Consider the following 23590-nt stretch of genomic DNA (forward strand, 5'->3'; position numbering starts at 1 on the left):
CACAGAGCCAAACGCCTAGTCACGGGCTTCAATGGGCACCCATTCGCTCTTCTCCGGGCCGATGTAGTCGGCGCTGGGGCGAATAATGCGGTTATTGGCACGCTGCTCGAATACGTGGGCGGCCCAGCCGGTCAGCCGCGACATGACGAAGATGGGCGTGAACAGCTTGGTCGGAATATCCATGAAGTGGTATGCGCTGGCGTGGAAGAAATCGGCATTGCAGAACAGCTTCTTCTCCCGCCACATGACCTCTTCGCAACGTACCGATACCGGGTAGAGCACGGTGTCGCCGACGTCGTCAGCCAGCTTCTTCGACCACTCCTTGATGATCGCATTGCGCGGGTCGGACTCACGGTAGATGGCATGACCAAAGCCCATGATTTTCTCTTTGCGCTCCAGCATTCCGAGCATCTCCCGCTCGGCTTCTTCGGGCGAGCGCCAGTGCTCGATCATCGCCATGGCCGCCTCGTTGGCGCCACCGTGCAGCGGGCCGCGCAGGGAGCCAATCGCCCCCGTGACACAGGAGTGCATATCCGACAGCGTCGAGGCACACACCCGCGCGGTGAACGTGGAGGCATTGAATTCGTGCTCGGCATAGAGAATCAGCGAGACGTTCATGACCCGAGCATGCAGCTCGGAAGCGGGCTCACCACGCAGCATATGCAGGAAGTGGCCACCCACCGAGTCGTCGTCGGTCTGGGTGTCGATGCGCACGCCGTCGTGGCTGAAGCGGTACCAGTAGCAGATGATCGACGGCAGCACCGCCAGCAGCCGATCCGCCACGTCCTGCTGCTGATCGAAGCTCTCTTCGGTTTCCAGATTACCCAGCATGGAGGCACCGGTACGCATCACATCCATGGGATGGGCGTCTTTGGGAATCTGCTCGAGCACCGTCTTCAGGGCCTCGGGCAGCCCACGCAGACCTTTCAGCTTGGTAATGTAATGATCGAGCTCCGCCTGATTGGGCAGCTTGCCCTTGAGCAGCAGGTACGCTACTTCTTCGAACTTGGCCTTCTCAGCCAGCTCCTTGATGTCGAAGCCGCGATAGGTCAAGCCGGAACCGGTTTTACCCACGGTACACAGCGCCGTCGAGCCCGCACTCTGCCCACGTAATCCTGCACCTGCTAGCGGTTTATCAGCCATGGTAGTCTCCTGACGTACTCAGTATTGTCACTGTTATTAGGTGTATTGCCTGCGCACTCAAGCGTCTTTTTGTTCGGCGAACAGCGCATCGAGCTTCTGTTCGAAATCGTGGTAATTCAAGAAGTCGTACAGCTCATCGCGTGTCTGCATGGTGTCGATCACCTCGCGCTGATGGCCATGCTCCAGAATGCTCTGGTAAACCTTCAGGGCCGCTGCGTTCATGGCGCGGAAAGCCGACAGCGGATAGAGCACCATCCGGCAGCCGACGTCTCCTAACTCCTGCTGGCTGAACAGCGGCGTGGCGCCAAACTCGGTGATATTGGCCAGAATCGGCGCATTGACGCGCTGGCAGAAGGCGCGATAGTCGTCGAGGGTATGCACGGCCTCGGCGAAGATGGCATCGGCTCCCGCTTCCACGCAGGCGTTGGCGCGCTCGATGGCGGCATCGAGCCCCTCTTTCTGGAACGCATCGGTACGTGCGATGAGATAGAAATCCGGATCCAGCTTCGCATCGGCCGCAGCCTTGATGCGGTCCACCATCTCCTGCTGGGAAACGATCGCCTTGTTGGGGCGATGACCGCAGCGCTTCTGAGCGACCTGATCTTCCAGATGCACTGCGGCGACTCCGGCACGCTGCATCTCTTTCACGGTGCGCGCAATGTTGAACGCGCCGCCCCAGCCGGTATCGATATCCACCAGCAGAGGAAGCTCCGTGGCAGCACAGATACGATGTGCATCCTCGACCACGTCGTTCATGGTCGTCATGCCCAGATCCGGCAGGCCGAAGGAGGCATTGGCCACGCCGCCGCCGGAGAGATAAATGGCCTGGTGCCCCACGCGTTGGGCCATCATGGCCGTATAGGCATTGATGGTGCCCAGGATGGGCAGCGGGCGCTGGGCTTCCAGCGCGGCACGAAAGCGCCCACCGGGGCTCAGGCGAGAAGTGGATGAAGCGGTCATGACATCAGCTCCTGTCTTCGGTTGTTGTTTGTTGTTCAAGAATGGCGGCGTAGCGGTCTGCCACGTTCGCCCGTGACGCGCTGACATGGCGACGCATCAACAGCTCGGCCAGCTCGGCATCGCCGGCCTCGATGGCATCGACAATTCGGTGGTGCTCCACGAACGCCCGCTGAGGGCGGGTACCGCTGGCGCTGAACTGCGTGCGATAGAGGCGCACCAGGTAGTAGAGGTCGTCACACAGCAGGTTCATCAACATTTTGTTGTGGCTACCCTGAACGATGCGATAATGGAAATCGAGATCGCCTTCGCGCTGGTAATAGGCTTCACCGCGCTTTAAGTCGCCCTGGCTTTCATGCACCGCCAGTACATCGCGTAAGCCCTGAATCTCCTCAGGTGACATATGCTCGGCGGCCAAGCGAGCAGCCATGCTCTCTAAGGCTTCGCGTACGTCGAAGAGCTCCAGCAGCTCTTTCATGGAGAGTTTGACCACCCGCGCGCCTACGTGGGGCACGCGTTCAATCAAGCGGTGAGCTTCCAGGCGTCGCATGGCTTCACGCAGCGGCCCCCGGGAGATACCGTAGGTTTTGGATAGCCCTGGCTCGGTAATTTTACTGCCTGGCGCTAGCTCGCCGCGCACAATGGCGCTTTGCAGCTGATGAAACACACGCTCGGCCAGTGTGCGTACTTCTGGCGAGACGACGTCGCTGGCGTCGCCGTCCGGCAGTGGTGAAGTGGAAGCAAGTAAGGTCATGGCTAATTGTCGACAATTAAGGAATAATGAAACTTTAACCCTCCCCTTTTCTGGCGTCAACCTCGGAAAATAAGCGTTTTTATTCACCTTTCGTTGCACGCCTGACGAGACCTCCCGCGTAAATGTCTACAATCCCTGTCGCGACCCCCTCTCCCCGCCTGCTTACGTGAGAACGCCGTCGATAAACGCGGCTGGTGTCCTTGGCGCGAGCACCCTAAAATGTGCCGCCCTTTCCGGATTGGCGTTTGCTTCATGACAACGGCGTTGACGATATCCGCTCTGCCCTATTTCTCCCACCCGCTGGCCACCTTTGCCCGATTACGGCAACGGCCAGGGGCGGTGCTGCTGGACAGTGGCCGACCCGTGGCCACCAGCGGCCGTTACGACATTCTCAGCAGCGACCCGCTAGCCACGCTGGAAATCTTCGCAAACCGCCAGGCACAGCTCAGCTCCACCACGTTGTCGCTGCCAGCTCATCTCGACGATGACAGCACAGCGCAACAGCAGTGGCTGCTGGAACAGCTTCCCACGCCCGCTCTCGACAGCGACCTGCCCTTTCTGGGCGGCTTGATCGGCTACTGGAGCTACGACCTGGGCCGCCAAAGCTGTACGGTGCCCAGCCAGCACCCGCCCGCCACCCAACTGCCGCTGGCCCGCCTGGGCCTGTATGACTGGTGCATCACCTTTGACCACGTCACCCGACAAGCCTGGCTGGTGGCCAGCGATGCGCGCCGTCGAGAGGTGTTGGCCTGGCTGGAAGAAGCCCCACCAGCAGGCGAGCCTTTCACGCTGACGCAGCCGTTCAAGGCCCAGCTCAACCAGGCCGAATATACCGAGCGCTTCGATGCCGTACAGCGCTATATCCGCGCCGGTGACTGCTACCAGATCAATCTTGCACAGCGCTTCTCTGCCCGCTACGAAGGGGATGAGTGGCAGGCCTATCTGCAGCTGAGACGCGCCACACCGACGCCTTTCTCGGGGTATATGGCCTGGCAGGGCCAGGCGGTACTGTCGCTGTCGCCCGAGCGCTTCATTCAGTGCCGTGATGGCCGCGTCGAAACTCGCCCCATCAAGGGCACCAGACCCCGCGGCGATACGCCCGCAAAAGACCAGGCGCTAGCCGAGGAGCTGCTCGACAGCTCCAAGGACCGAGCCGAGAACGTGATGATCGTCGACCTGCTGCGTAACGACCTCGGGCGAGTCTGCATCCCCGGTTCGATACGTGTGCCGCAGCTTTGCCAACTGGAAAGCTACCCCAACGTGCACCATCTGGTCAGCGTCGTTCAGGGGGAGTTGGCGGCCGCACACTCACCGCTTTCGCTGCTCACGGCGGCCTTCCCCGGCGGCTCGATCACCGGCGCGCCCAAAATACGCGCCATGCAGATCATCGATGAGCTGGAACCCTGCCAGCGTAGCGTCTATTGCGGAAGCCTGGGCTATATCGACACCCGCGGCAGCATGGACACCTCGATTGCCATTCGCACCATGCTGGCCGATCACGGCAGTCTGCATGTATGGGGCGGCGGCGGATTGGTCGCCGACTCTCAGGCAGACGAGGAGTACACGGAAACCCTCGACAAGATCCGTCACCTGATCAGTGCTCTGGAATAGATCAGCGCGTTGGAATAACAAAGAAGCATTGTTACATCAGAAAGGAATATAAAACCCAAACCAAACGGTATTGGGGCACCACACAGGGCTTTGGTAGCCTAAGGGCATCGCACGCTTTTCAACAGGAAACAGCATGTCCTCAGTTCTCGAAGCCATTCATCAAGAGTACGCCAACGACCCTCAAGGGTTGATCGAGTGGGCGTTTCGTCAGGGCGAGCGCCCTATTTGCACCACCAATTTCCGCCCGTTCGAAGCCGTGATTCTGCACATGGTGACGCAGGTTCGCCCTGATATCCCCATTGTCTGGATGGACAGCGGTTACAACACCGAGGCTACTTACCGGTTTGCCGATGACGTGATTCGACGGCTCGACCTCAACCTGGTGAGCTTTTTACCCCAGCGCACCCGCGCGCACCGGGAGGCCTTGGACGGCCCCATGCCGGGCATCGACGACCCGCGCCATGCGGCGTTCACTCAGGAAGTAAAGATCGAGCCGTTCGAGCGCGCCCTGGCCACCATGCGGCCCGACATCTGGTTCACCGCCCTGCGCGCCGAAGACACGCCCGAGCGGGCCAAGATGCAGTCCGTTAGCCGCAACAGCGACGGCCTGCTGAAAGTGGCGCCGCTGCTGAAGTGGACCGCCAAGGACATGTACGAATATCTGCAGGCCCATGACCTGCCCAACAACTTCGACTACTTCGACCCCACCAAGGTGGAAGAGAAACGCGAATGTGGGCTGCACCTGCAGCATTGATATAGCCACCCGACGAGCTCACCGCCCTGCTCACCACACAATGGGGCGGTGAACAGAACGGTGAGTTGGCTTATCAACCCTGAATCACTGGCCGCACTCAATATTCGGGGAGTTCGACACCTTCGAACAGCGCGTGCTCATGGCGAGGCCCTGCCGTGAGCGCTTCATCCACTCGGTCGCGGGTCAGGTGGGGAGCAAAGCGCGCCAGGAAGTCATACATGTACCCGCGCATGAACGTTCCACGACGAATGCCGATCTTGGTGGTGGAGCTGGCAAACAAGTGGCTTGCGTCCAGCGCCACCAGATCATCATCCTGCGTAGAATCCACCGCCATATGGGCCACGATGCCCACTCCCATGCCCAGGCGCACATAGGTCTTGATGACGTCGGCATCGGCAGCCGTCAGCACAACGTTGGGGGTCAACCCCTTGGCCTTGAAGGCATCGTCCAGCTGCGAGCGCCCGGTGAAGCCAAAGACGTAGGTCACCAAGGGATACTCGGCCAGAGCATCAAGGGTGAGCGGCCCCTCCAGCGAAGCGAGCGGGTGCTCCTTGGGTACCAGTATGCAGCGATTCCAGCGGTAGCAGGGCAGCAACACCAGGTCGGTAAACAGCTCCAGCGACTCGGTGGCAATAGCAAAGTCCGCCTGCCCTTCACTCACCATCTGGGCAATTTGCTTGGGCGTACCCTGCTGCATGTGCAGCGCCACATCTGGGTACTTGAGCGTGAATTCGCTGATGATGGGTGGCAAGGCATAGCGGGCCTGGGTATGGGTGGTCGCAATGGCCAAGCTGCCACGGCGCTCGTCGCTGTGCTCCTGGGCTACCTGCTTGATGTTTTCGGTAAGCTTGAGCACTTGCCCGGCCAGCTCGATGATCGACTGGCCAGCGGGGGTGACACGCGTGAGATGCTTGCCACTGCGAGCAAAGATCTCCACGCCCAATTCGTCTTCCAGCAGGCGAATCTGCTTGGAAATACCTGGCTGAGAGGTAAACAGACTCTGGGCAGTTGCTGACACATTCAGGTTATGTCGATTGACTTCCCAGATATAGCGAAGTTGCTGTAGCTTCATATCCTCACCTAATGTTCGATGCTGGGAAACGTCCCAAAACGCCCCGCGCTGCTGCCACTGCGTACCTGCCCGATGCTCGGAGCATGACGCTCAACGAGCATAATTGTGAATAAAAAAACGATCTATAATTCCCATATAGTATAAAAAATCATCGCTATCAGCATCCATTAATTTTTTCTATTTCAGCGTAAAACGCATCTGGAATTTGCCAGCATCCGCCGTGACCGCTAACATCTGGCAACTTGGCGCGGTGAAAGAGCGCTGGTAAATCGCGTATAGACCGTTGCTCCATTTGAGGCAACGTAACTGCAAGAGCAACGCAAACGGGAGAAGCAAATGGCTAACAATGTTGATGTCACCAACGCCAATTTTGAGCAAGAAGTCCTCAACGCCGAACAGCCTGTCCTGCTCAAATTCTGGGCCCCCTGGTGCGGCCCATGTAAAGTCATGGCACCTGTGGTCGATGAAGTCGCTGCCGAGCGCGGCGACAATCTGAAAGTCGTCAGCGTCAACGTAGACGATGCACCGGAAATTGCCGCTGAGCAGGGTGTACGTGGCGTGCCCACGGTCATGCTGTTCAAGTCGGGCACCAAGGTCGCTTCGCTGGTCGGCGCGCAGTCCAAGTCGCAACTGACTCAGTTCATCGACCAGAACGCCTGAGCACTTCCAATCACCGCTGGCCTCGCCAGCGGTGATTGCCCCTCCCGCCCTTGCCTGTCCCTACTGCTCCTGCTTATCCCGCTTCAGCGGTGGCCGCCGCGCATCGCCCGGCTGAAGAGTCGAACGGCGCTGCTTGCCAGGCCCTAACAGGTGCGCCATCCAGCGCGTTTGTGGATGACTGTCCAAGGCAATCTTGAGCGTCATGGTCAGCACCACCGACAGCAACATACCCGCCGCGCCGAAAATCCAGCCCCATACCACCAGGGAAAGAAACGCCACGAAGGTGGATAGCCCCAGCGCCTGCCCCATGACCCGCGGCTCGACCAGATTGCCCAGAATGAAGTTGATGACCAAATAGGCCGACGCCAGCATGAATGCTTGCAGCACACCGCCATCCTGAGACACCAGCAGCAGCAAGACAGGAGGAATGGCCGCCAGAGCAGAGCCAATGTTGGGAATGAAGTTGAGGGCAAAGGCCAGCACCCCCCAGAGCAGCGGGAAATCGACCCCTACCATCAGGCAGGAAAGCCACACCAGAACACCGGTGGCCAGGCTGATGACCGTCTTTACGGCCAGATAGCGCTTCAGGGTCAAGCTGAACTCGCTGAAACGTTTCAGGCTAGGCGCAGGGTTTTCCAACGCGCGCGAGACCTTGTCACGAAAGTGCAGCGTCTCGAACAGCATGAAGATCACCAACAGCGCCACGATGGTGCCCTGCATGAACAGCGAGCCCAGCTCTCCCAGCAGCAGGGCAACCCATGAGCCATCGTCTTCCATGGCAAACATTGAGCTTAGCTGCTCCGGGTTGATCGCCAAGCCATGGGACGCCAGCGTATTGAGCAAATTCCAGTAATGCTCGTACAAGCGCGCCTCGATGTCCGGCAGCGCTTCCACGAAAGTGCCGAAGCTGTTGACCACCAGCAGGCCAATCAGGGAAATGAAGGCCAGTAGCACCAGCAGCGTCAGCATGGCTGCCGTACGCCGACTCAGCCCCCAGCCATGCAGCCACTGCACTGGCGACGTGCACACCACCGCAATGAACACCGCCAATAGCAAAGGCACCAGCAGATCGGCACCTACTTTCATTCCGGCAACAATGACCACCAGCGCGGCCAGCGCCAGGGTAGCGTTAAGTGGAATACTGCGATAATCCTCATCTGACAACTTCGACATAGCCTGATCCTTAGCATGTTATCCGTACATAATGGCTGCTGGCGTGACAATGCACAAACCGTGCACCTATTGAGAAAGACGTCATCACGACTCATTAGCCTGTGAACTTTCCGTGCATCTCTGCTTCAAAGCTGCGGGTAATCACCCAACATTCGCTCTCACGACACATTGGCTCTCTCAGCAAGGAAGTGACTCCATGAACACCCAGCTCAACTCCGTCAATCGGCTGCGCCACCCTGTCAAACGCCTTCGTCATGGCGTGTTGGGAGGCGCCCTGCTCGCGCTATTGGTCGCCCCCATCACCCAGGCGGCCCCTCCTTCCCCTGGCGTCTTCGTGCAAGCGCAGTCGTGGGTCGAAGTCGAGCCCGACAAGGCGACGCTCAGCGCACGCCTGTGGGAACACACCTCTGCCGTGTCTGCCCTGGAAGATACCCGAAGCGATGAGCTGAGCGACGCACGGCAGCGCCTGGAGCAGCGCGCCAGTGAGCTGATTGCGACCATCGAGGAAGCGGGCATCGAGCAGCGCGCCATCACGGCGGGCTCGCTCAACGTCTACCCCGAGTACGTGGCAGGCCCGCGTAGTGAAGACGGCGAGCAGGAGAACCTGATGCGTACGCGTCTCGAACGCCCGTTCAGCGTCGAACTGGCTGACGTAGAACAGCTGGGGGATGTGCTGGACGCGCTGATCGACGCGGGGGTCAATGCCCTGGATGGCGTGCAGTTTGACCTGCACGACCGCGACGCCGCCACCGATGAGGCATTGACCAAGGCACTGGAGAAGGCCCGTCACAAGGCGGACCTGATGGCCACCACCCTTGGCGTGGAGCTGGGCCATGTCCAGCGTATCGAAGAGACCCAGGCGCCCATCTTCCAGCCACGCATGATGGCCATGCGCGCCGAGAGTGACGCCGTGGGTAGCGGTTCAGCCAACGACTATCGCCCCGGCACCATTCGCATCGATGCTGGCGTGAACGTCGAGTGGGCCATTACAGGGCAAGACGCTCCTGACCGCCCAGATAGCGCTGAAGAGGCGCCGGCACGCTAATTGAGCCATCCGCCTGCTGGTGGTTCTCCAATACCGCCAGCAGGCACCGCCCTACCGCCAACCCAGAGCCGTTCAACGTATGCAGCAACAGCGGCTTTTTCGAATCCGGGTGGCGGTAGCGAGCCTGCATGCGACGCGCCTGGAAGTCTTCGCAGTTGGAGACCGACGAAATTTCCCGATAGGTGTTCTGGCTGGGCAGCCACACTTCCAGGTCGTAGGTTTTCGCTGCCCCAAAGCCCATATCCCCTGTGCAAAGCGTCACGACCCGGTAAGGCAGCTCCAGAGCCTGCAGGATCGCCTCGGCATGCTCGCGCATCTCCTCCAGCGCCGCGTAGCTCTTGTCGGGCTCGACGATCTGTACCATTTCGACCTTGTCGAACTGGTGCTGGCGAATCATGCCCCGGGTGTCGCGCCCATGAGAACCGGCCTCGCTGCGAAAACAGGGCGTGTGCGCGGTCAGCTTCAGGGGTAGCGCCGACAGCTCGACGATCTCGTCGCGCACAAAGTTGGTCAGCGGCACCTCGGAAGTGGGAATCAGGTGGTACTCTCGCTCATCGTCGAGCTTGAACAGGTCTTCACCAAATTTCGGCAGTTGCCCCGTTCCCATCAGCGAATCGCGATTCACCATGTAGGGCACATAGCACTCTTCGTAACCATGCTGCTGGGTTTGCGTATCCAGCATGAACTGTGCCAGTGCACGATGCAGGCGCGCAATCGGCCCACGCATGACGGCAAACCGCGCTCCGGTCAGCTTGGCTGCCAGTTCGAAATCCAGATAGCCCGAACGCTTGCCCAGGTCCACGTGGTCCAACACCTCGAAGTCGAACTCACGGGGCGTGCCCCAGCGGTGCAACTCGACGTTGTCGTCTTCGTTCTTGCCTTCCGGCACGCTGTCATGGGGCAGGTTCGGAATACCGCTGATGGCATCGTCCCACTCCTCCTGGACCTCAGCCAACTCTTTCTTGGCCTTGTCCAGGCGGTCGCCCAGGTCGCTCACTTCATCCAGCAGCGGCTGAATGTCTTCGCCATTGGCCTTGGCCTTGCCAATCGCCTTGGAGCGCATGTTGCGCTCGTTTTGCAGCTGCTCGGTCTGAGTCTGCAGCTCACGACGGCGCGACTCCAGCGCCTGCAGTGCCGCTGTATCGAGTTCGAAGCCCCGCCGGGCCAGTTGTTGCGCCGTCGTCTCCAGATCACCGCGCAGCAGTTTCGGATCGAGCATGAGGTATCCCTTGGCCAGAATTCAATGACACGCGCCGCCCAGGGCGCGACAAAGGCGACCATTGTAGGCAAAAGCGCGGACGGGAGCCATGGCCATTGTGCGAGGGAAAAGCGGACATGAAGATTGTAGGCGTTTAGCTATAGCAAAACGCTGCATTTTAAAGCTAAGGTAGTGCAAAGCCTCACCATACTGAGCAACCATAATCTCTCACGGTCTCGCCAGCGCCAACGGCCAGGCAAGATGCACGCTTGGAGTAGCTGGGGTAAAGTACGCTATTCCCCTATTCGCTCCCAGCAGTGACGGCTCGATTCACTATGATTGCATCTCTGGATACCCGCACGGCCCCCGCTGAACGTTTGAAGGGCCACTACGTCCGCTTCCTCGACGCCCTGCGCGCCCGCGGTTTCGAGGGCGAAATCGCCCCGGACTACGCCAACCGCACCGTGCTGGCCACCGATAACTCGATTTATCAGCGCTTGCCCCAGGCAGCGGTCTTCCCCAAGCACGCCGAAGACCTGGAGCGCCTGGCCAAGCTGGCTGCCGAGCTGCCCCACCGGGAAGTGGTGCTGACCCCCCGAGGTGGCGGCACCGGCACCAATGGCCAATCGCTGACCGACGGCATCGTGGTGGACGTTTCCCGCCACATGAACCAGATCCTCGAGATCGACGTGGCGGCCAGGCGGGTGCGGGTGCAGGCTGGGGTGGTCAAGGACCAGTTGAACGCCGCTCTGAAACCCCACGGGTTGTTTTTCGCCCCCGAACTGTCCACCTCCAATCGGGCCACCATCGGCGGCATGATTTCCACCGATGCCAGCGGCCAGGGCAGCTGCGAATACGGCAAGACCCGCCATCATGTACTGGCGCTGGATACCATCCTGCTCGGTGGGCAGCACCTGCACAGCCGCCCGCTGAGCGAGGAAGAGGAGCAGCAAGCACTGGCCGAGGAAGGCGTACTGGGGAAAGTACACCGTACCGCTGCCACCATCATCGACCAGCAGAAGGCGTTGATCGACGCCAAGTTCCCCCCGCTCAACCGCTGCCTCACCGGCTATGACCTGGCCCATCTGCGTGAGGACGGCCAGCTCAACCTGAACAGCCTGCTGTGTGGCTCCGAAGGCTCGCTGGGCTTCCTGAACGAGGCGGTGCTGAACGTACTGCCGATTCCGAAGCACGCAACGCTGGTGAACGTTCGCTATGCCAGCTTCATGGATGCGCTGCGCGATGCCAAGGCGCTGATGGACAGTAGCGCCCGCCCTACCTCCATCGAGACCGTGGACGACACCGTGCTGCAGCTGGCCATGGAAGATTTCGTCTGGGACAGCGTGGCCGAGTTCTTCCCGGCGGGCAGCACGCCCATACAGGGCATCAACCTGATCGAGTTCAACGACGACGACGCCGATACACTGGCCGAGCGTGTAGCGTCGTTCACCCGGCACCTTGGCCAGGACACCCGCGTCGAACGGCTAGGCTATACCCTGGCGGAGGGCCGCCCGCAAATTCAGAAAGTCTACGCCATGCGCAAGCGCTCGGTGGGCCTGCTGGGCAATGTGCAGGGGGAAAAGCGCCCGCTACCCTTCGTGGAAGATACCGCCGTGCCGCCGGAACACCTGGCCGAGTTCATCGCCGAGTTCCGCGCGGCGCTGGATGCTCGCCAGCTCTCCTACGGCATGTTCGGCCATGTGGATGCAGGGGTGCTGCACGTGCGCCCGGCACTGGACATGAAAGACCCCGAGCAGCAAGCGCTGATTCGGGAGATTTCCGATGAAGTGGTCGCCCTGACCCAGAAATATGGCGGGCTGCTGTGGGGTGAACATGGCAAGGGGGTGCGTTCGGAGTATGGCCCCACCTTCTTTGGTGAGCTGTACCCTTGCCTGCAGCAGATCAAGGCGGCCTTCGACCCGCATAACCAGCTCAACCCCGGCAAGATCGCCTCGCCCGCTGAAAATGCCCCGCTGATCGCCAAGCAGAGCGACCCGGAACTGCTGCGCGTAGATGGCGTAACGATGCGCGGCCAGCTGGACCGCACCATCGACGAACGCGCCTGGCAGGCCTACGACGCAGCGGTTTACTGCAACGGCAACGGCGCCTGCTACAACTACGATGTGGACGACCCCATGTGCCCCTCGTGGAAGGCCACCCGCGACCGCCGACACTCTCCCAAAGGCCGTGCCAGCCTGATCCGTGAATGGCTGCGCTTGCAGTCTCAGGCAGGCATCGACGTGGTCGAAGAGTCGCGCAAGAAGAAAGCCGAACGCAGCTGGGGCTTTATCAAGAGCTTTCCCAAGCGAGTGATGAACACCCTCAGCCGTCAGCAGCACCACGACTACTCCCACGAAGTGTACGATGCCATGGCAGGCTGCCTGGCGTGCAAATCCTGCGCAGGCCAGTGCCCGATCAAGGTCAACGTGCCTCAGTTCCGTGCGCAGTTCCTGGAGGTCTACCACGGCCGCTATTTGCGCCCGCTGCGCGACTACGTGATCGGGGGCACCGAGTTCATGCTGCCCGCGCTGACCAGGATCGCCCCTCTGTATAACGCCGCCCTGGGGCAGCGCTGGGTCACCCAACTGATGCACAAAGGGCTCGGCATCAGCGACTCCCCCACGCTCTCCCGCGCCAGCGTGAAAAAGCAGCTGCGTGCTTGGGGGGTGGCAGAAGCCACGCCTACGTCACTGGCCCTGCTCACCGAACAGCAGCGAGCGCAGAGCGTGATCATCGTGCAGGACGCGTTCACGACTCACTTCGAAGCCAAGCTGGTGATGGATGTCGTAGAGCTGCTGTCGCGGCTGAACCTGCGCGTGTTCGTGATGCCGTTTTCCGCCAACGGCAAGCCACTCCACGTACAAGGCTTTTTAGGTGCCTTCGAGCGCACCGCGGCCAAGCAGGCCAGACGCCTGAGGGCGCTGAGCGAGTTCGACGTGCCCATGGTAGGCATCGACCCAGCCATGACGCTGACCTATCGCCAGGAGTACGTCAAAGCGCTGGGCAGTGAACAGGTGCCCACGGTGCTGATGCTGCAGGAGTGGCTCGCTACCCGTGTCAACACGCTCAATCCCAGCCCGGTGAAGCTGAATGACCCGGGCTACAAGCTGCTTTCCCACTGCACCGAAAAAACCAACGCGCCGGGCAGCCCCAAAGCGTGGCAGCAGGTGTTTACTGCCTTTGGTTTGCAGCTGGAGCTGGCCACCACGGGCTGCTGCGGCATGTCGGGAACTTACGGCCATGAAACCCGTAATGTCGCCACCTCCAAAACCATCTACGCCCAGTCTTGGCAGCCTCAGGTAGAGGCCGAAGAGAACGCAGGCAAGTTGCTGGCCACCGGGTACTCGTGCCGTAGCCAGGTGAAGCGTTACTCAGTGCAAACGCTGGCTCATCCGCTTCAGGCGCTGCTCCACTGCCTGCGTAGCCAATAACCGCCTCGAACCGCAACGCGAAGGGCCTGCTGTCTCCAGCAGGCCCTTTGGTTTTCCGGCGTTCGCCGCTAATCCGTTAGCTCTCTTCCTGCTGATAAGGCAGCGAAGAGTGGTGCAGCACGATGCGCAGACTGCCCTCGTCATCCAACTGATAGCCCCAGGTCTTGTCGACCGTGGTGACGTTACCATCGCTGTCGGTCATGGCCACATGGCCCATGGTGAGGGCCGTATCACCACTGATGAAAATGGCCGCATTGTCGATCTCAACCGCTTGCCAGCCTTTCAGCGCGAAGCCGCTGTCTTCTGCGAAGTCGTCGCTATGGCCCACGAAGTAGGCCAATGCCCCGTCAGCCGTGGTGCGGAAGGTCTGTGGCTCGCTGGCCAGCGTGGGTTTGAACAGCACCGGGCCCATCTCATAGCCGTAGGCTTCATCGATGATCGTGCTGGCCAGTTCGCGGGCCGCATCGATGCCGTCGTTTTCATAGGTGGTGGCAATCGCCACCAGCGCCTCGCCCCACGCCTGCTGAGCCTGCTTCACCTGCTCGGGGGTAATGTCTCCCCCCAGGTGGGTTACTTCGGTGGCCTGAGCCAAAGAAGCGGCGCCAAGCCCTAGTGCAGTACCGAGTAGGATTTTTTTCAACATGGTGTCGTCTCCGTGGTGTGTTCGACGGTTACAGCTGTTGCGACGTGACATGCAACAGGGATGCCGTTCACTATACGGGGCCAACACTTACATTCAGGTCACCAGAGTATTAACAGAGCGCGAGTTTTAGATTAATACAAGGTGAATAACCGCCCCGTCACGGGGAGGGCGCGGGGTCCAGACGGTAGCCAAAACCGCGCTGGGTCGTGATCAACGACTCCCCGGCACCATGTACGTCCAGTTTGCTACGCAGCCGCCGGATATAGACATTGACGATATTGGTCAGCGGGTCTTCGTGGGCACCCCAGACACTGGCCAGGATGCGCTCTCGGCTGTACAGCTTGCCGGGCGTACTCATCAGCAGTTCGAGGATCGCCAGCTCCTTGGGTGTCAGCTCGATCCGCTGGCCGCCCCGGGTCACGCTACGCTGCTCACGATTCAGGCACAGGTCGCCCACCCGCAGCTCGTTCACTTCCTGGCTGGCCGGGTGGCCCCAGGAACGGCGCTGCAGGGCGGCAATGCGTGCCAGCAGCTCCTCGAAGGCAAACGGCTTGACCAGATAGTCGTCGGCCCCGGACTCCAGGCCCGAGACACGGTCCTCGATGCTGTCCAGCGCGGTCAGCATCAGGATGGGAAACGCCACCCCCGCCGTGCGCAAGCTGCGACACATATCGGTGCCGGTGATGTCCGGCAGCAGCCTATCCAGAATGACCACCGGCTGCCGGTCGGGCTCCCGGGCACACTGGACGAGGTGCAGCAGCGCCACCTGCCCTTCACTGAAGGCTTCCACCTGATAGCCTTCGGCTGCCAGGCCTCTGCTCAAGAAGTCGCGAATCCTGGGGTCATCTTCGATGACGACTATATGCATCCTGATTACCTCATGACGCTCAGCGCGGGGCCAGCCTGGGCGTGCACCGGCAGCTGCAGCAGCGCCTCACAGCCGCCTTCAGGGGCGGCCCTCAGGCTGAGCGTACCTCCATGTAAACGCGTCAACAGCATGGCAATGGCCAGCCCGACGCCTTGCCCATCGGGGCGGTGCGAACGCGCCTTCACGCCGCGGTAGCCGCGCTCGAACAGCCGCGGCAGTTCATCTTCCGCCACCCCGATACCATCATCACGCACCCGTAATGCCCACACTTGCTTGCCTTGCAGCACCTCAGTGGTAGCGCTCACTTCCACCATGCCCCCCGCATGGGAATAGTGCACGGCGTTATCCAGCAAAATACCGAATATCTGCTGTAACCGCTGAGGGTCTCCCAGCACCGTGGCCTGGGCTGTGACGTCTCCATGGAGGGCAATACCACGCAATCTGCCTAACGTCGAAGCCTGCTCCATGGCATCGGCCAGCGGCACGGCAGGGTCCAGCAGCTGGCGTTTCACCTGCCACTCGACGATATCGCTGCGCGCCATGGTCAGCAGGTCGCTGATCACGTCCGAAAGCCGCTTGGCATCGCTGGCGATTCGCTCCAGGGCCTGGCGGTACTCGGCTTCGCTGCGCATACCGCCGCGCAGGGTGATCTCGGCTTCCCCACGAATCGACGTGGTGGGGGTGCGCAGCTCGTGGCTGATATCCTCCAGCAGCTGCTGGCGCTGCTGACCCAGCTGGCGCAGGCTATCCAGCGCCGTGGCCAGCTCCCGAGTACGCACCGCTACCAGATCTTCCAAATGCTGCTGGCGGTCCTGCTCCGTCTGGCGATGCTGTCGAAGCTCGTCTGCCATGAGGTTCATGCGGGTAGCAACATGGCCGAACTCATCGCTCATGCGCTCATCCAGCCGATGGGCAAGATCACCGCGCTGAAACGCCTGGGCACCATTTACCAGCTCGAGGATGGGCCGCTGCAGGGCGCGGGCAAAATAGCCGAACACGGCCATGATGGTCAGCATCAAGGTGAGCGTGGCGCCAATCGCCAGGGTGATCAGCTGCTGCAGAGAGTGGTCGGCGTCGCTGCGCTGTTGTGCCAGCAGCGTGCGCTCCCGGGCCAGCGCATCGTAGAGCACCATGCGCAGGCCCTGGCTGTCGACCAGTTCGAACTGCTCCGCAGCCGGGATCATGGAGGTCGCCAGTACTGCCCGTTCAAGGGCGTGAAACAGTTTATCGAAGGTCGCCAGCGCCGCCTGGCGCTCCTCGACCAGCGCAGCCGTCAGCTCACTGGAGGGCTGCATCCTGGCCGCCAGGCGGTCGCTGTTGACATGCAGACGCTCAAGATGGGAGTGCATCTCGTGAAGAATGAAATCGCGCTCTTGCACGTCGGCAGGCTGGCCGCCCTGTTGAGCGTTGGCCAGCCAGGTACGCAGCTGGTTCTTGCTGTCGGAAAACGCCAGAAAACCCGCGTGAAGGTCACTGGAAAGCCTGCCCAGCTCTACCTTTTGCCGAGCGCCGTCGATGGCCCACACGGCCACGCCGCCCTGAGCGAGGGTCAGCATGATCAACACCAGCAGTGCCACCAGCAGGCGACGCTGAAACATCGGCAGCTCTCCTGAAAACCGCTTTCCGCAGCGCTTGTTCGACCCCCAGGATCAGAAGAACAGACGCTTCAATGCAAGGCCCGGGTCCTCTTCACGCATGAAGGCTTCCCCTACCAGAAAACCGTTGACGTCGTGATCACGCATGCGCTCCACATCGTCACGGGTATGAATCCCCGATTCGGTGATCACGGTGACGCTGTCCGGAATGCGCGTCAGCAGGTCCAGTGTGGTATCCAGGCTGGTATCGAAGGTATGCAGGTTGCGGTTATTGATGCCGACCAGCTTGAGATTCAGCGCCAGAGCACGCTCGAGTTCATCGGCATCGTGCACTTCGACCAGCACGTCCATGCCCATGGCGTTGGCCTGCTGATGCAGGTCCCGAAGCTTCGCATCGTCCAGCGCCGCCACGATCAGCAGGATACAGTCTGCGCCAATGGCTCGCGCTTCCGTCACCTGATAGCCGTGGGTAATGAAGTCCTTGCGAATGACCGGCAGCTCGCAGGCATCCCGCGCGGCGATCAGATAATCTTCGTGGCCCTGAAAAAAGTCGGCATCCGTGAGCACCGACAGACAAGCGGCGCCGCCCTGGGCATAGCTGCGGGCTATGTCGGCAGGATGGAACTTCTCGCGCATGACTCCCTTGGAGGGGGACGCCTTCTTCACTTCGGCAATCACCGCAGGGTCACCCGCCTGGATGCGCTGATTCAACGCCTCGATGAAGCCGCGCGGCGCGCTCTGCTGACCCGCCAGTGCCAACAGGTCCTGTTCGGAAACCGCCTGCTCGCGTTCGGCGACCTCCTGGTCCTTGCGAGCCAGAATGCGCGTGAGAATGGTGGGAGTAGCCTGCTCTGTCATGGCATTGATCATCCTTTGAAAACACTGGTGAAGTGCGAAAGCTCTCTGAGCTTTTCGAGGGGCAATTTGGAGGCCTGCGCATCCTGGGCCACCATCACGCCCTCTTTCAAGCTGTCGGCTATGCCGGCACAGTAGAGCGCGGCACCGGCGTTCAGGGCCACGATATCTGCCGCTGCGCCTTCGCCACTCAGGGCTGCCTTTACTAACCGCAGGCTATCTTCGGCACTGGTGGCTTTCAGCGCCGCCAGGCTCTGGCGCTCGATGCCCAGCGCTTCGGGGGTAATGGTGTAGCGGGTGATCTCGCCCTCTTTCAGCTCGGCCACCTGGGTGGGGGCTGCCAGGGAGATTTCGTCCAGGCCATCATCGGAGTGGACGACCATCACGTGGCGACTGCCCAGTTTGCGCAGCACTTCAGCCATCAGCGGCACCAGTTCGGCGGAATACACGCCCAGCACCTGATTGGGCGCACCGGCCGGGTTGGTCAACGGGCCAAGAATATTGAACAGCGTGCGCACGCCCATTTCACGACGCGGCCCAATCGCATAGCGCATGGCCGGATGGTGGTTGGGGGCAAACATGAAGCCGACCCCCACCTGCTCGATACAGCGCGCCACTTGTTCCGGCTTCAAATCAAGGTAGATGCCCGCGATATCGAACAGGTCCGCACTGCCAGATGACGAGGAAACGCTGCGATTACCGTGCTTGGCCACATGGGCACCGGCTGCAGCCGCCACAAAACTGGCCGCCGTGGAGACATTGAACAGATTGGCGCCGTCACCACCGGTGCCGACGATATCCACCACGTTATCGGCATGCAGCGTGACGCGCTTCATCAGGTCGCGCATCACCTGGGCGGCGGCGCTGATCTCCTCGGCGCTCTCACCCTTCATGGCCAGCCCCACCAACAGGCCGCCAATTTGTGCATCGGAGGCCTCGCCGGTCATGATCTGGCGCATCAACGCGTGCATGGCATCGAAAGAGAGGTCTTCGCGGCGCATCACCGCGTTAATTGCGTCTCGCATTTGCATGAGCAGATAAGCCCCTAAAGCGTATGAATTTGGCGATCAGCCGCGTCGCAAGAAATTGGCCAATAACGCATGGCCCTGGCGCGTGAGTATCGACTCCGGATGAAACTGCACGCCCTCGACGTCTAGGGTACGGTGACGAAACCCCATGATGAGCCCCGGCGTCACGTCACTCTCTGCGGTCCAGGCGGTGACTTCCAGGCAGTCGGGCAAGCTGTGCTGGTCGACCACCAGCGAGTGGTAGCGCGTGACTTCCAGCGGATTTTCCAGACCGTCAAACACCCCGGCTCCACCATGTACCACCGCAGACGTCTTGCCGTGCATCACCTGAGGAGCGCGCACCACCTTACCACCGTATACCTGCCCGATGGCCTGATGACCCAGACAAACCCCCAGAATGGGCAGTCGGCCCGCGAAGTGTTCGATGGCAGCCAGCGAGACGCCCGCCTCATTCGGGGTACATGGCCCCGGCGAAATCACCAGATGGGTAGGCGCCAGCGCTTCCATTTGCGCCAACGTGATCTCATCGTTGCGGTAGGTCATCACATCGGCATTCAGCTCACCCAGGTACTGGACGATGTTGAAGGTGAAGCTATCGTAATTATCGACCATCAATACCCGTTGCATTGCCTTCGCCATCGTCCCACTTACTCCATGACACCCATAGAACTACGTGCCTGGCATGATACCCCAACCAAAGGCCTACTTGCAGTGGCTACCGGTGACTAATGCCAGGGCGACAGGACACCCCTGCCACTCGCTGAATAGGCGGGGCAGCGTTCATCGACTACCCTGCATAGGAAGTGGCCGACACTGGCAACACTGCCCAACACTCTTTATGATCTGCTGTTTTTTTAACGGGTTAGGAGCGTGACATGGATAGGCGATTCCCTGGGACGATCACGCTGTTGCTCTTGGCACTGCTTGCTGCCCCTCCCGCCTTCGCGACCGCCACCATCAACGTGATTGCATCGTTCTCGATCATCGAGGACCTGGTGAAACGCGTGGCAGGCAGTGACGTGCGCATCGTGACCATCGTACCGCCCGGTGAGGATGTTCACCGCTGGGAACTGACGCCCCCCAACGTGCTGGCCCTGGAAGAGGCCGATATCGTGTTTTACAACGGCTATGGCCTGGAGCCCTGGCTGCGCCATGTACAGGCCATGGCGGATGACACACTGACACTGACTGCTCTGGCGGAAAACGCGGCCATGTCGCCGCTGACCATTCCCATGGGCCAGTACAAGGGCAACCCCGACCCGCATATGTGGATGGACCCCAAGGGCGCTGCCGCCTACCTCGATGTGATTGCCGAAACGCTGAGTGAGCACTACCCACACAAGGCCGACGCCTTCCAGCAACGTGCCGTTGAAGCCAGGGAAGCCCTGCTGGCGCTGGACCAGCAGGTGCGAGAGCGTCTGCAGGGCATCCCGCAGACCAACCGCACCCTCATCACCAGCGAAGCCTCGATGGGCTACTTTGCCCGCGCCTACGAGTTCGAGTACAACGCCATCTGGGGCCTCAATAGCGAAACCCAGGGCAGCGCATCGGCCATGGAGACCATGAGCATACAGCTCGCCGAGCAGCGTCCGCCTGCGCTCTTTTATGAAAGCACGGTGCCCGACATTCACATGGACGCCTTGGCGAGAGAGTCAGGCCTGGCCCTGGCAGGCCCGCTCTACATCGATACGCTCAGCGAGGCCGATGGCCCTGCCTACAATTACCCTGCCCTGCTGCTGCACAACGCCGAGCTGCTTCATGAGGCGCTGGGGGGCGCCCGCGCCGATCACTGACGCCTAAGCGCCAGAGCCGATCAGCTCAGCCAAGGACTCGATCAGCACATCCGGCTGGCTCTGTTCGATAGGGTCGCCGTGATTGTAGCCGTAAGGCAGCGCCACCGTGGCAAAACCCGCTGCCTTGCCCGCCTCGATATCGTGGCGTGAGTCTCCGACCATCACGCAGGCACTCGGCGCAACGTCCAACAAACGTGCGATATGTAGCAGCGGTGCGGGGCTGGGCTTTTTCTCTGGCAGCGAGTCGCCACCCACGCAGTGGGCAAACAGCGCCAGCAGTTCGAAATGCTCCAGAATGGGCGCAATGAAGCGCTCGGGCTTGTTGGTAATGAGTGCCAGCGTGAAGCCTGCGTCATGCAACTGCTGCAGCGCTTGCGCCACGTGCGGGTACAGCACGGTGCGTGCGTTGGGCGCCGCCGCATAATGGCGCATGAACGCCGCCAGCGCAGCCTCGACAAGCCCCGGCTCCGGCGCTGACGAAGTCGCCCAACTGAGTGCGCGCTCCACCAACACCTGTGCACCGTTGCCTACCCAGTGGCGCACCTGCTGCTCATCGGGCAGCGGCAGCGCCATCTCCCGCATGGATTGCTGTACGGCCACGGCCAGGTCGGGCACGGAATCGATCAAGGTGCCATCGAGGTCAAAGGCGATCAGTTGCTTCTGCTGCAGAATGGTATGCACACGGGCTCCTTGGTCATGGCACTGGACGCGATAATCTCGATCAATTTTATCATCTTATCGGCCTGCGATTACCCATACCGCGTGGAAGCTTCTATGCTGAGGCTATATTAGCCAAGGAGAGAGTAATGGCCACTCCCCGAATCGTGATTGTGGGCGGCGGCGCCGGAGGCTTGGCCCTCGCCACCAAGCTGGGGCACACGCTGGGCAAGAAAAAACGCGCCGAGATCGTGCTGCTGGACCGTAACGCTACCCATGTCTGGAAACCGCTGCTCCATGAGCTGGCTACCGGCGTGTTGAACTCGAGCATGGACGAAGTGGACTATCGTGGCCACTCCACCGCCCATCACTACCGCTACCAGCGGGGCTCGCTGAGCGGGCTGGATCGTGAACAGAAGGTGATTCACCTGGCGGCCATCGTCGATGAAGAGGGCGAAGAAGTGCTGCCCGCTCGGCAGATCACCTATGACTACCTGGTGCTGGCACTGGGCAGCGTTTCCAACGACTTTGGCACTCAGGGCGTGGCCGAGCATTGCCACTTCATCGATTCGCCCCAACAGGCCAAGGCGTTCCAACGGGACATGATCAACACCTTCCTGCGTTACACCGACCCATCGCTGCGCCAACATACCCAGCTCACCATCGGTATCGTCGGCGGTGGCGCCACAGGGGTAGAGCTGTCGGCGGAGCTGCTGGATGCCTCACGTCTGTTGAACGCCTACGGGGTGACGGCGGTGGACCACCAATCCATCAGCGTACACTTGATCGAGGCCGCGCCGCGCCTGCTGCCGGGTTTGTCCGAACGCATCAGCGGCACCGTACAGCAGGAGCTGGAAAGCCTTGGCGTCACCGTGCACGTCAACACGGCCATTCAGGAAGCGAAGGAGTATCATCTGGTCACCAATGATGGCGAAGTCATCGATACCGACCTGAACGTCTGGGCCGCGGGCATCAAGGCGCCCGAGTTCCTCAGCGAGCTGGGGCTCACTACCAACAAGCGCCATCAGGTCGCCGTGCACCAAACCCTGCAAAGCGTCGATGACCCTGCCATTTTTGCCCTGGGCGACTGCGCCAGCTGCCCACAAGGCGAGGATGCCACCGTGCCGCCCCGCGCCCAGGCCGCCCATCAGCAGGCCAAGGTACTGGCGAAGAACCTGATCAATTGCCTGGAACAGAAACCCCTGGCCGCGTTTCACTACCGTGACCACGGCTCACTGGTATCGCTGGCACGCTACGATGCGGTGGGCAACCTGATGCGCAGCTCCGCTTCTCGCGGGCTGTTTCTGGAGGGCTGGCTGGCGCGCCAAGCGTATGCTTCCTTGTATCGTATGCATCAGCTGTCGATACATGGCGCGCCAAAGACGGGTCTTGCCTGGCTGGTAGATAAACTGAACCGCTACCTCAAGCCACGCATGAAGTTACATTGAGCGCCTGCCTCGATCAGCGGACGCTGGCCAACGCAGCTCGCATCTGCTGAATGACGCTATCGTATCCGTGGGGGTCGCTGGCTTGGTGCGCATTGAAAATGGCCGAGCCAGCCACGAACGTATCGGCACCGGCAGCGGCAATCTCGGCGATGTTATCCACCTTGACGCCCCCATCGATCTCGAGCCGGATCGGCAAGCCCGAAGCATCGATCCGCGCCCGCGCCTCGCGCAGCTTGTCGAGGGTCGTCGGGATGAACGACTGCCCACCAAAGCCCGGGTTGACGCTCATCAGCAGCACCATATCCACTTTGTCCATCACGTAATCGAGATAGGAAAGCGGCGTTGCCGGGTTGAAAACCAGCCCGGCCTTGCAGCCGCCATCGCGGATCAGCTGCAAAGAGCGATCGATATGCTCGGAGGCTTCGGGGTGAAAGGTGATGTAGCTCGCGCCTGCGTCGATGAAATCACCGATCATGCGATCCACCGGCTTGACCATCAGGTGCACATCGATGGGCGCGGTCACGCCATGCTGGCGCAGCGCCTTGCAGACCATTGGGCCAATGGTCAGGTTGGGCACGTAGTGGTTGTCCATGACATCGAAGTGCACCACGTCTGCACCGGCGGCCAGAACGTTGTCTACCTCTTCCCCCAAACGGGCGAAGTTGGCCGACAAAATGGAAGGGGCAATCAAGAAATCCTGGGCAGTGCTCATCATGGGGTCCTTAGCGCGGATTAACGGTATCGCGCTATCTTACCAGAGCGCTGCGCCCAGCCCCACGCAAGGATGAAGCCCTTGAGCGGCATGAAAGGCATGTATCATTGCCTAACCTTCCTCATATATTCACAAATAGAATATAAAACACAATTGTAATTCCACAATGACAGGTTTAACCTTAGCACCATCG

General features: G+C 60.8%; 21 protein-coding genes. 7 read left to right on the forward strand and 14 right to left on the reverse strand.

The window, feature by feature from the left end; all coding sequences use genetic code 11:
- Positions 1-15: 15 nt before the first annotated feature.
- Genes prpC through RVM26_RS08810 form a run of 3 tightly spaced genes read right to left on the reverse strand, consistent with a single transcriptional unit; the run spans position 16 to position 2854 of the window.
- On the reverse strand, positions 16-1143 hold the full coding sequence (prpC, locus tag RVM26_RS08800) for a bifunctional 2-methylcitrate synthase/citrate synthase (protein WP_062359127.1): 1128 nt from the start codon (positions 1141-1143) through the stop codon (positions 16-18).
- A gap of 57 nt (positions 1144-1200) precedes the next feature.
- On the reverse strand, positions 1201-2103 hold the full coding sequence (gene prpB / locus RVM26_RS08805) for a methylisocitrate lyase (RefSeq protein ID WP_062359128.1): 903 nt from the start codon (positions 2101-2103) through the stop codon (positions 1201-1203).
- Between the two features lie 4 nt (positions 2104-2107).
- Positions 2108-2854 carry a GntR family transcriptional regulator gene (locus RVM26_RS08810; RefSeq protein WP_287806760.1) on the reverse strand — a complete coding sequence of 249 codons (747 nt, stop codon included), beginning with the start codon at positions 2852-2854 and terminating at the stop codon, positions 2108-2110.
- Between the two features lie 252 nt (positions 2855-3106).
- On the opposite strand from RVM26_RS08810, the gene pabB reads away from it, so the two are divergent.
- Together pabB and RVM26_RS08820 are read left to right on the forward strand one after the other, a co-directional pair.
- Entirely contained in the window at positions 3107-4465 is a 1359-nt protein-coding gene (pabB, locus tag RVM26_RS08815) for an aminodeoxychorismate synthase component I (RefSeq protein WP_287806761.1), read from the forward strand.
- A 133-nt stretch (positions 4466-4598) separates the two neighbouring features.
- Complete coding sequence (locus RVM26_RS08820) at positions 4599-5219, forward strand: phosphoadenosine phosphosulfate reductase domain-containing protein (RefSeq protein WP_287806763.1); 621 nt, start codon at positions 4599-4601, stop codon at positions 5217-5219.
- A gap of 97 nt (positions 5220-5316) precedes the next feature.
- Here RVM26_RS08820 and cysB read toward each other — a convergent pair whose 3' ends face one another.
- Complete coding sequence (cysB, locus tag RVM26_RS08825; RefSeq protein ID WP_498941667.1) at positions 5317-6291, reverse strand: HTH-type transcriptional regulator CysB; 975 nt, start codon at positions 6289-6291, stop codon at positions 5317-5319.
- A gap of 336 nt (positions 6292-6627) precedes the next feature.
- Between cysB and trxA the strand changes: the two genes are divergently transcribed.
- Entirely contained in the window at positions 6628-6951 is a 324-nt protein-coding gene (gene trxA, locus RVM26_RS08830) for a thioredoxin (RefSeq protein WP_016914369.1), read from the forward strand.
- Between the two features lie 60 nt (positions 6952-7011).
- Here the strand turns inward: trxA and RVM26_RS08835 are convergent, their stop codons facing one another.
- Complete coding sequence (locus RVM26_RS08835; protein WP_287806768.1) at positions 7012-8124, reverse strand: AI-2E family transporter; 1113 nt, start codon at positions 8122-8124, stop codon at positions 7012-7014.
- 196 nt (positions 8125-8320) lie between these two features.
- Here RVM26_RS08835 and RVM26_RS08840 point away from each other — a divergent pair, with 196 nt between their 5' ends.
- The gene (locus tag RVM26_RS08840) at positions 8321-9169 is read left to right on the forward strand and encodes an SIMPL domain-containing protein (protein WP_498941668.1); all 849 of its coding nucleotides are present in this window, start codon (positions 8321-8323) and stop codon (positions 9167-9169) included.
- Here the strand turns inward: RVM26_RS08840 and serS are convergent.
- Positions 9111-10388 (reverse strand): serine--tRNA ligase, encoded by a 1278-nt coding sequence (serS, locus tag RVM26_RS08845; RefSeq protein ID WP_498941669.1) that lies wholly within the window; start codon positions 10386-10388, stop codon positions 9111-9113. The two genes, RVM26_RS08840 and serS, sit on opposite strands and share 59 nt — an antisense overlap.
- Before the next feature lie 314 nt (positions 10389-10702).
- Here serS and ydiJ point away from each other — a divergent pair, with 314 nt between their 5' ends.
- The gene (ydiJ, locus tag RVM26_RS08850) at positions 10703-13798 is read left to right on the forward strand and encodes an FAD-binding and (Fe-S)-binding domain-containing protein (RefSeq protein WP_498941670.1); all 3096 of its coding nucleotides are present in this window, start codon (positions 10703-10705) and stop codon (positions 13796-13798) included.
- Positions 13799-13874: 76 nt separating this feature from the next.
- Here the strand turns inward: ydiJ and RVM26_RS08855 are convergent, their stop codons facing one another.
- The 6 genes from RVM26_RS08855 to RVM26_RS08880 form a co-directional block, all read right to left on the reverse strand.
- A complete protein-coding gene (locus RVM26_RS08855) occupies positions 13875-14441 on the reverse strand; it encodes a metal-independent carbonic anhydrase family protein (protein WP_287806775.1) in 567 nt (188 codons plus the stop codon).
- A 157-nt stretch (positions 14442-14598) separates the two neighbouring features.
- On the reverse strand, positions 14599-15309 hold the full coding sequence (locus RVM26_RS08860; protein WP_498941671.1) for a response regulator transcription factor: 711 nt from the start codon (positions 15307-15309) through the stop codon (positions 14599-14601).
- 5 nt (positions 15310-15314) lie between these two features.
- Entirely contained in the window at positions 15315-16907 is a 1593-nt protein-coding gene (locus RVM26_RS08865) for a sensor histidine kinase (RefSeq protein ID WP_498941672.1), read from the reverse strand.
- Positions 16908-16958: 51 nt separating this feature from the next.
- Positions 16959-17762: an indole-3-glycerol phosphate synthase TrpC gene (gene trpC, locus RVM26_RS08870; RefSeq protein WP_498941673.1), complete on the reverse strand. Its 804-nt coding sequence runs from the start codon at positions 17760-17762 to the stop codon at positions 16959-16961.
- A gap of 8 nt (positions 17763-17770) precedes the next feature.
- Positions 17771-18790, reverse strand: coding sequence for an anthranilate phosphoribosyltransferase (trpD, locus tag RVM26_RS08875; RefSeq protein ID WP_039180987.1), 1020 nt, complete (start codon positions 18788-18790; stop codon positions 17771-17773).
- 36 nt (positions 18791-18826) lie between these two features.
- Positions 18827-19426, reverse strand: a complete 600-nt coding sequence (locus RVM26_RS08880; RefSeq protein ID WP_186299151.1) for an anthranilate synthase component II — start codon at positions 19424-19426, stop codon at positions 18827-18829.
- Between the two features lie 236 nt (positions 19427-19662).
- On the opposite strand from RVM26_RS08880, the gene RVM26_RS08885 reads away from it, so the two are divergent.
- Complete coding sequence (locus RVM26_RS08885; protein ID WP_498941674.1) at positions 19663-20580, forward strand: TroA family protein; 918 nt, start codon at positions 19663-19665, stop codon at positions 20578-20580.
- A 3-nt stretch (positions 20581-20583) separates the two neighbouring features.
- Here the strand turns inward: RVM26_RS08885 and RVM26_RS08890 are convergent, their stop codons facing one another.
- A complete protein-coding gene (locus RVM26_RS08890; protein ID WP_498941675.1) occupies positions 20584-21261 on the reverse strand; it encodes a phosphoglycolate phosphatase in 678 nt (225 codons plus the stop codon).
- 125 nt (positions 21262-21386) lie between these two features.
- Between RVM26_RS08890 and RVM26_RS08895 the strand changes: the two genes are divergently transcribed.
- Complete coding sequence (locus tag RVM26_RS08895; protein WP_039180998.1) at positions 21387-22685, forward strand: NAD(P)/FAD-dependent oxidoreductase; 1299 nt, start codon at positions 21387-21389, stop codon at positions 22683-22685.
- A 13-nt stretch (positions 22686-22698) separates the two neighbouring features.
- Here RVM26_RS08895 and rpe read toward each other — a convergent pair whose 3' ends face one another.
- Positions 22699-23397, reverse strand: a complete 699-nt coding sequence (gene rpe, locus RVM26_RS08900; RefSeq protein ID WP_039181002.1) for a ribulose-phosphate 3-epimerase — start codon at positions 23395-23397, stop codon at positions 22699-22701.
- Positions 23398-23590: the final 193 nt, after the last annotated feature.

Source organism: Halomonas sp. KM072, from assembly GCF_050710315.1.
In the GTDB taxonomy this organism is placed as follows: Bacteria; Pseudomonadota; Gammaproteobacteria; order Pseudomonadales; family Halomonadaceae; genus Vreelandella; species Vreelandella hamiltonii.

What these genes read in the sequence shown, in the direction of transcription:
- prpC (WP_062359127.1), bottom strand. Translation starts at nt 1,143, where the DNA reads ATGGCTGATAAACCGCTAGCAGGTGCAGGATTACGTGGGCAGAGTGCG.
- prpB (WP_062359128.1), bottom strand. Translation starts at nt 2,103, where the DNA reads ATGACCGCTTCATCCACTTCTCGCCTGAGCCCCGGTGGGCGCTTTCGT.
- RVM26_RS08810 (WP_287806760.1), bottom strand. Translation starts at nt 2,854, where the DNA reads ATGACCTTACTTGCTTCCACTTCACCACTGCCGGACGGCGACGCCAGC.
- pabB (WP_287806761.1), top strand. Translation starts at nt 3,107, where the DNA reads ATGACAACGGCGTTGACGATATCCGCTCTGCCCTATTTCTCCCACCCG.
- RVM26_RS08820 (WP_287806763.1), top strand. Translation starts at nt 4,599, where the DNA reads ATGTCCTCAGTTCTCGAAGCCATTCATCAAGAGTACGCCAACGACCCT.
- cysB (WP_498941667.1), bottom strand. Translation starts at nt 6,291, where the DNA reads ATGAAGCTACAGCAACTTCGCTATATCTGGGAAGTCAATCGACATAAC.
- trxA (WP_016914369.1), top strand. Translation starts at nt 6,628, where the DNA reads ATGGCTAACAATGTTGATGTCACCAACGCCAATTTTGAGCAAGAAGTC.
- RVM26_RS08835 (WP_287806768.1), bottom strand. Translation starts at nt 8,124, where the DNA reads ATGTCGAAGTTGTCAGATGAGGATTATCGCAGTATTCCACTTAACGCT.
- RVM26_RS08840 (WP_498941668.1), top strand. Translation starts at nt 8,321, where the DNA reads ATGAACACCCAGCTCAACTCCGTCAATCGGCTGCGCCACCCTGTCAAA.
- serS (WP_498941669.1), bottom strand. Translation starts at nt 10,388, where the DNA reads ATGCTCGATCCGAAACTGCTGCGCGGTGATCTGGAGACGACGGCGCAA.
- ydiJ (WP_498941670.1), top strand. Translation starts at nt 10,703, where the DNA reads ATGATTGCATCTCTGGATACCCGCACGGCCCCCGCTGAACGTTTGAAG.
- RVM26_RS08855 (WP_287806775.1), bottom strand. Translation starts at nt 14,441, where the DNA reads ATGTTGAAAAAAATCCTACTCGGTACTGCACTAGGGCTTGGCGCCGCT.
- RVM26_RS08860 (WP_498941671.1), bottom strand. Translation starts at nt 15,309, where the DNA reads ATGCATATAGTCGTCATCGAAGATGACCCCAGGATTCGCGACTTCTTG.
- RVM26_RS08865 (WP_498941672.1), bottom strand. Translation starts at nt 16,907, where the DNA reads ATGTTTCAGCGTCGCCTGCTGGTGGCACTGCTGGTGTTGATCATGCTG.
- trpC (WP_498941673.1), bottom strand. Translation starts at nt 17,762, where the DNA reads ATGACAGAGCAGGCTACTCCCACCATTCTCACGCGCATTCTGGCTCGC.
- trpD (WP_039180987.1), bottom strand. Translation starts at nt 18,790, where the DNA reads ATGCAAATGCGAGACGCAATTAACGCGGTGATGCGCCGCGAAGACCTC.
- RVM26_RS08880 (WP_186299151.1), bottom strand. Translation starts at nt 19,426, where the DNA reads ATGGCGAAGGCAATGCAACGGGTATTGATGGTCGATAATTACGATAGC.
- RVM26_RS08885 (WP_498941674.1), top strand. Translation starts at nt 19,663, where the DNA reads ATGGATAGGCGATTCCCTGGGACGATCACGCTGTTGCTCTTGGCACTG.
- RVM26_RS08895 (WP_039180998.1), top strand. Translation starts at nt 21,387, where the DNA reads ATGGCCACTCCCCGAATCGTGATTGTGGGCGGCGGCGCCGGAGGCTTG.
- rpe (WP_039181002.1), bottom strand. Translation starts at nt 23,397, where the DNA reads ATGAGCACTGCCCAGGATTTCTTGATTGCCCCTTCCATTTTGTCGGCC.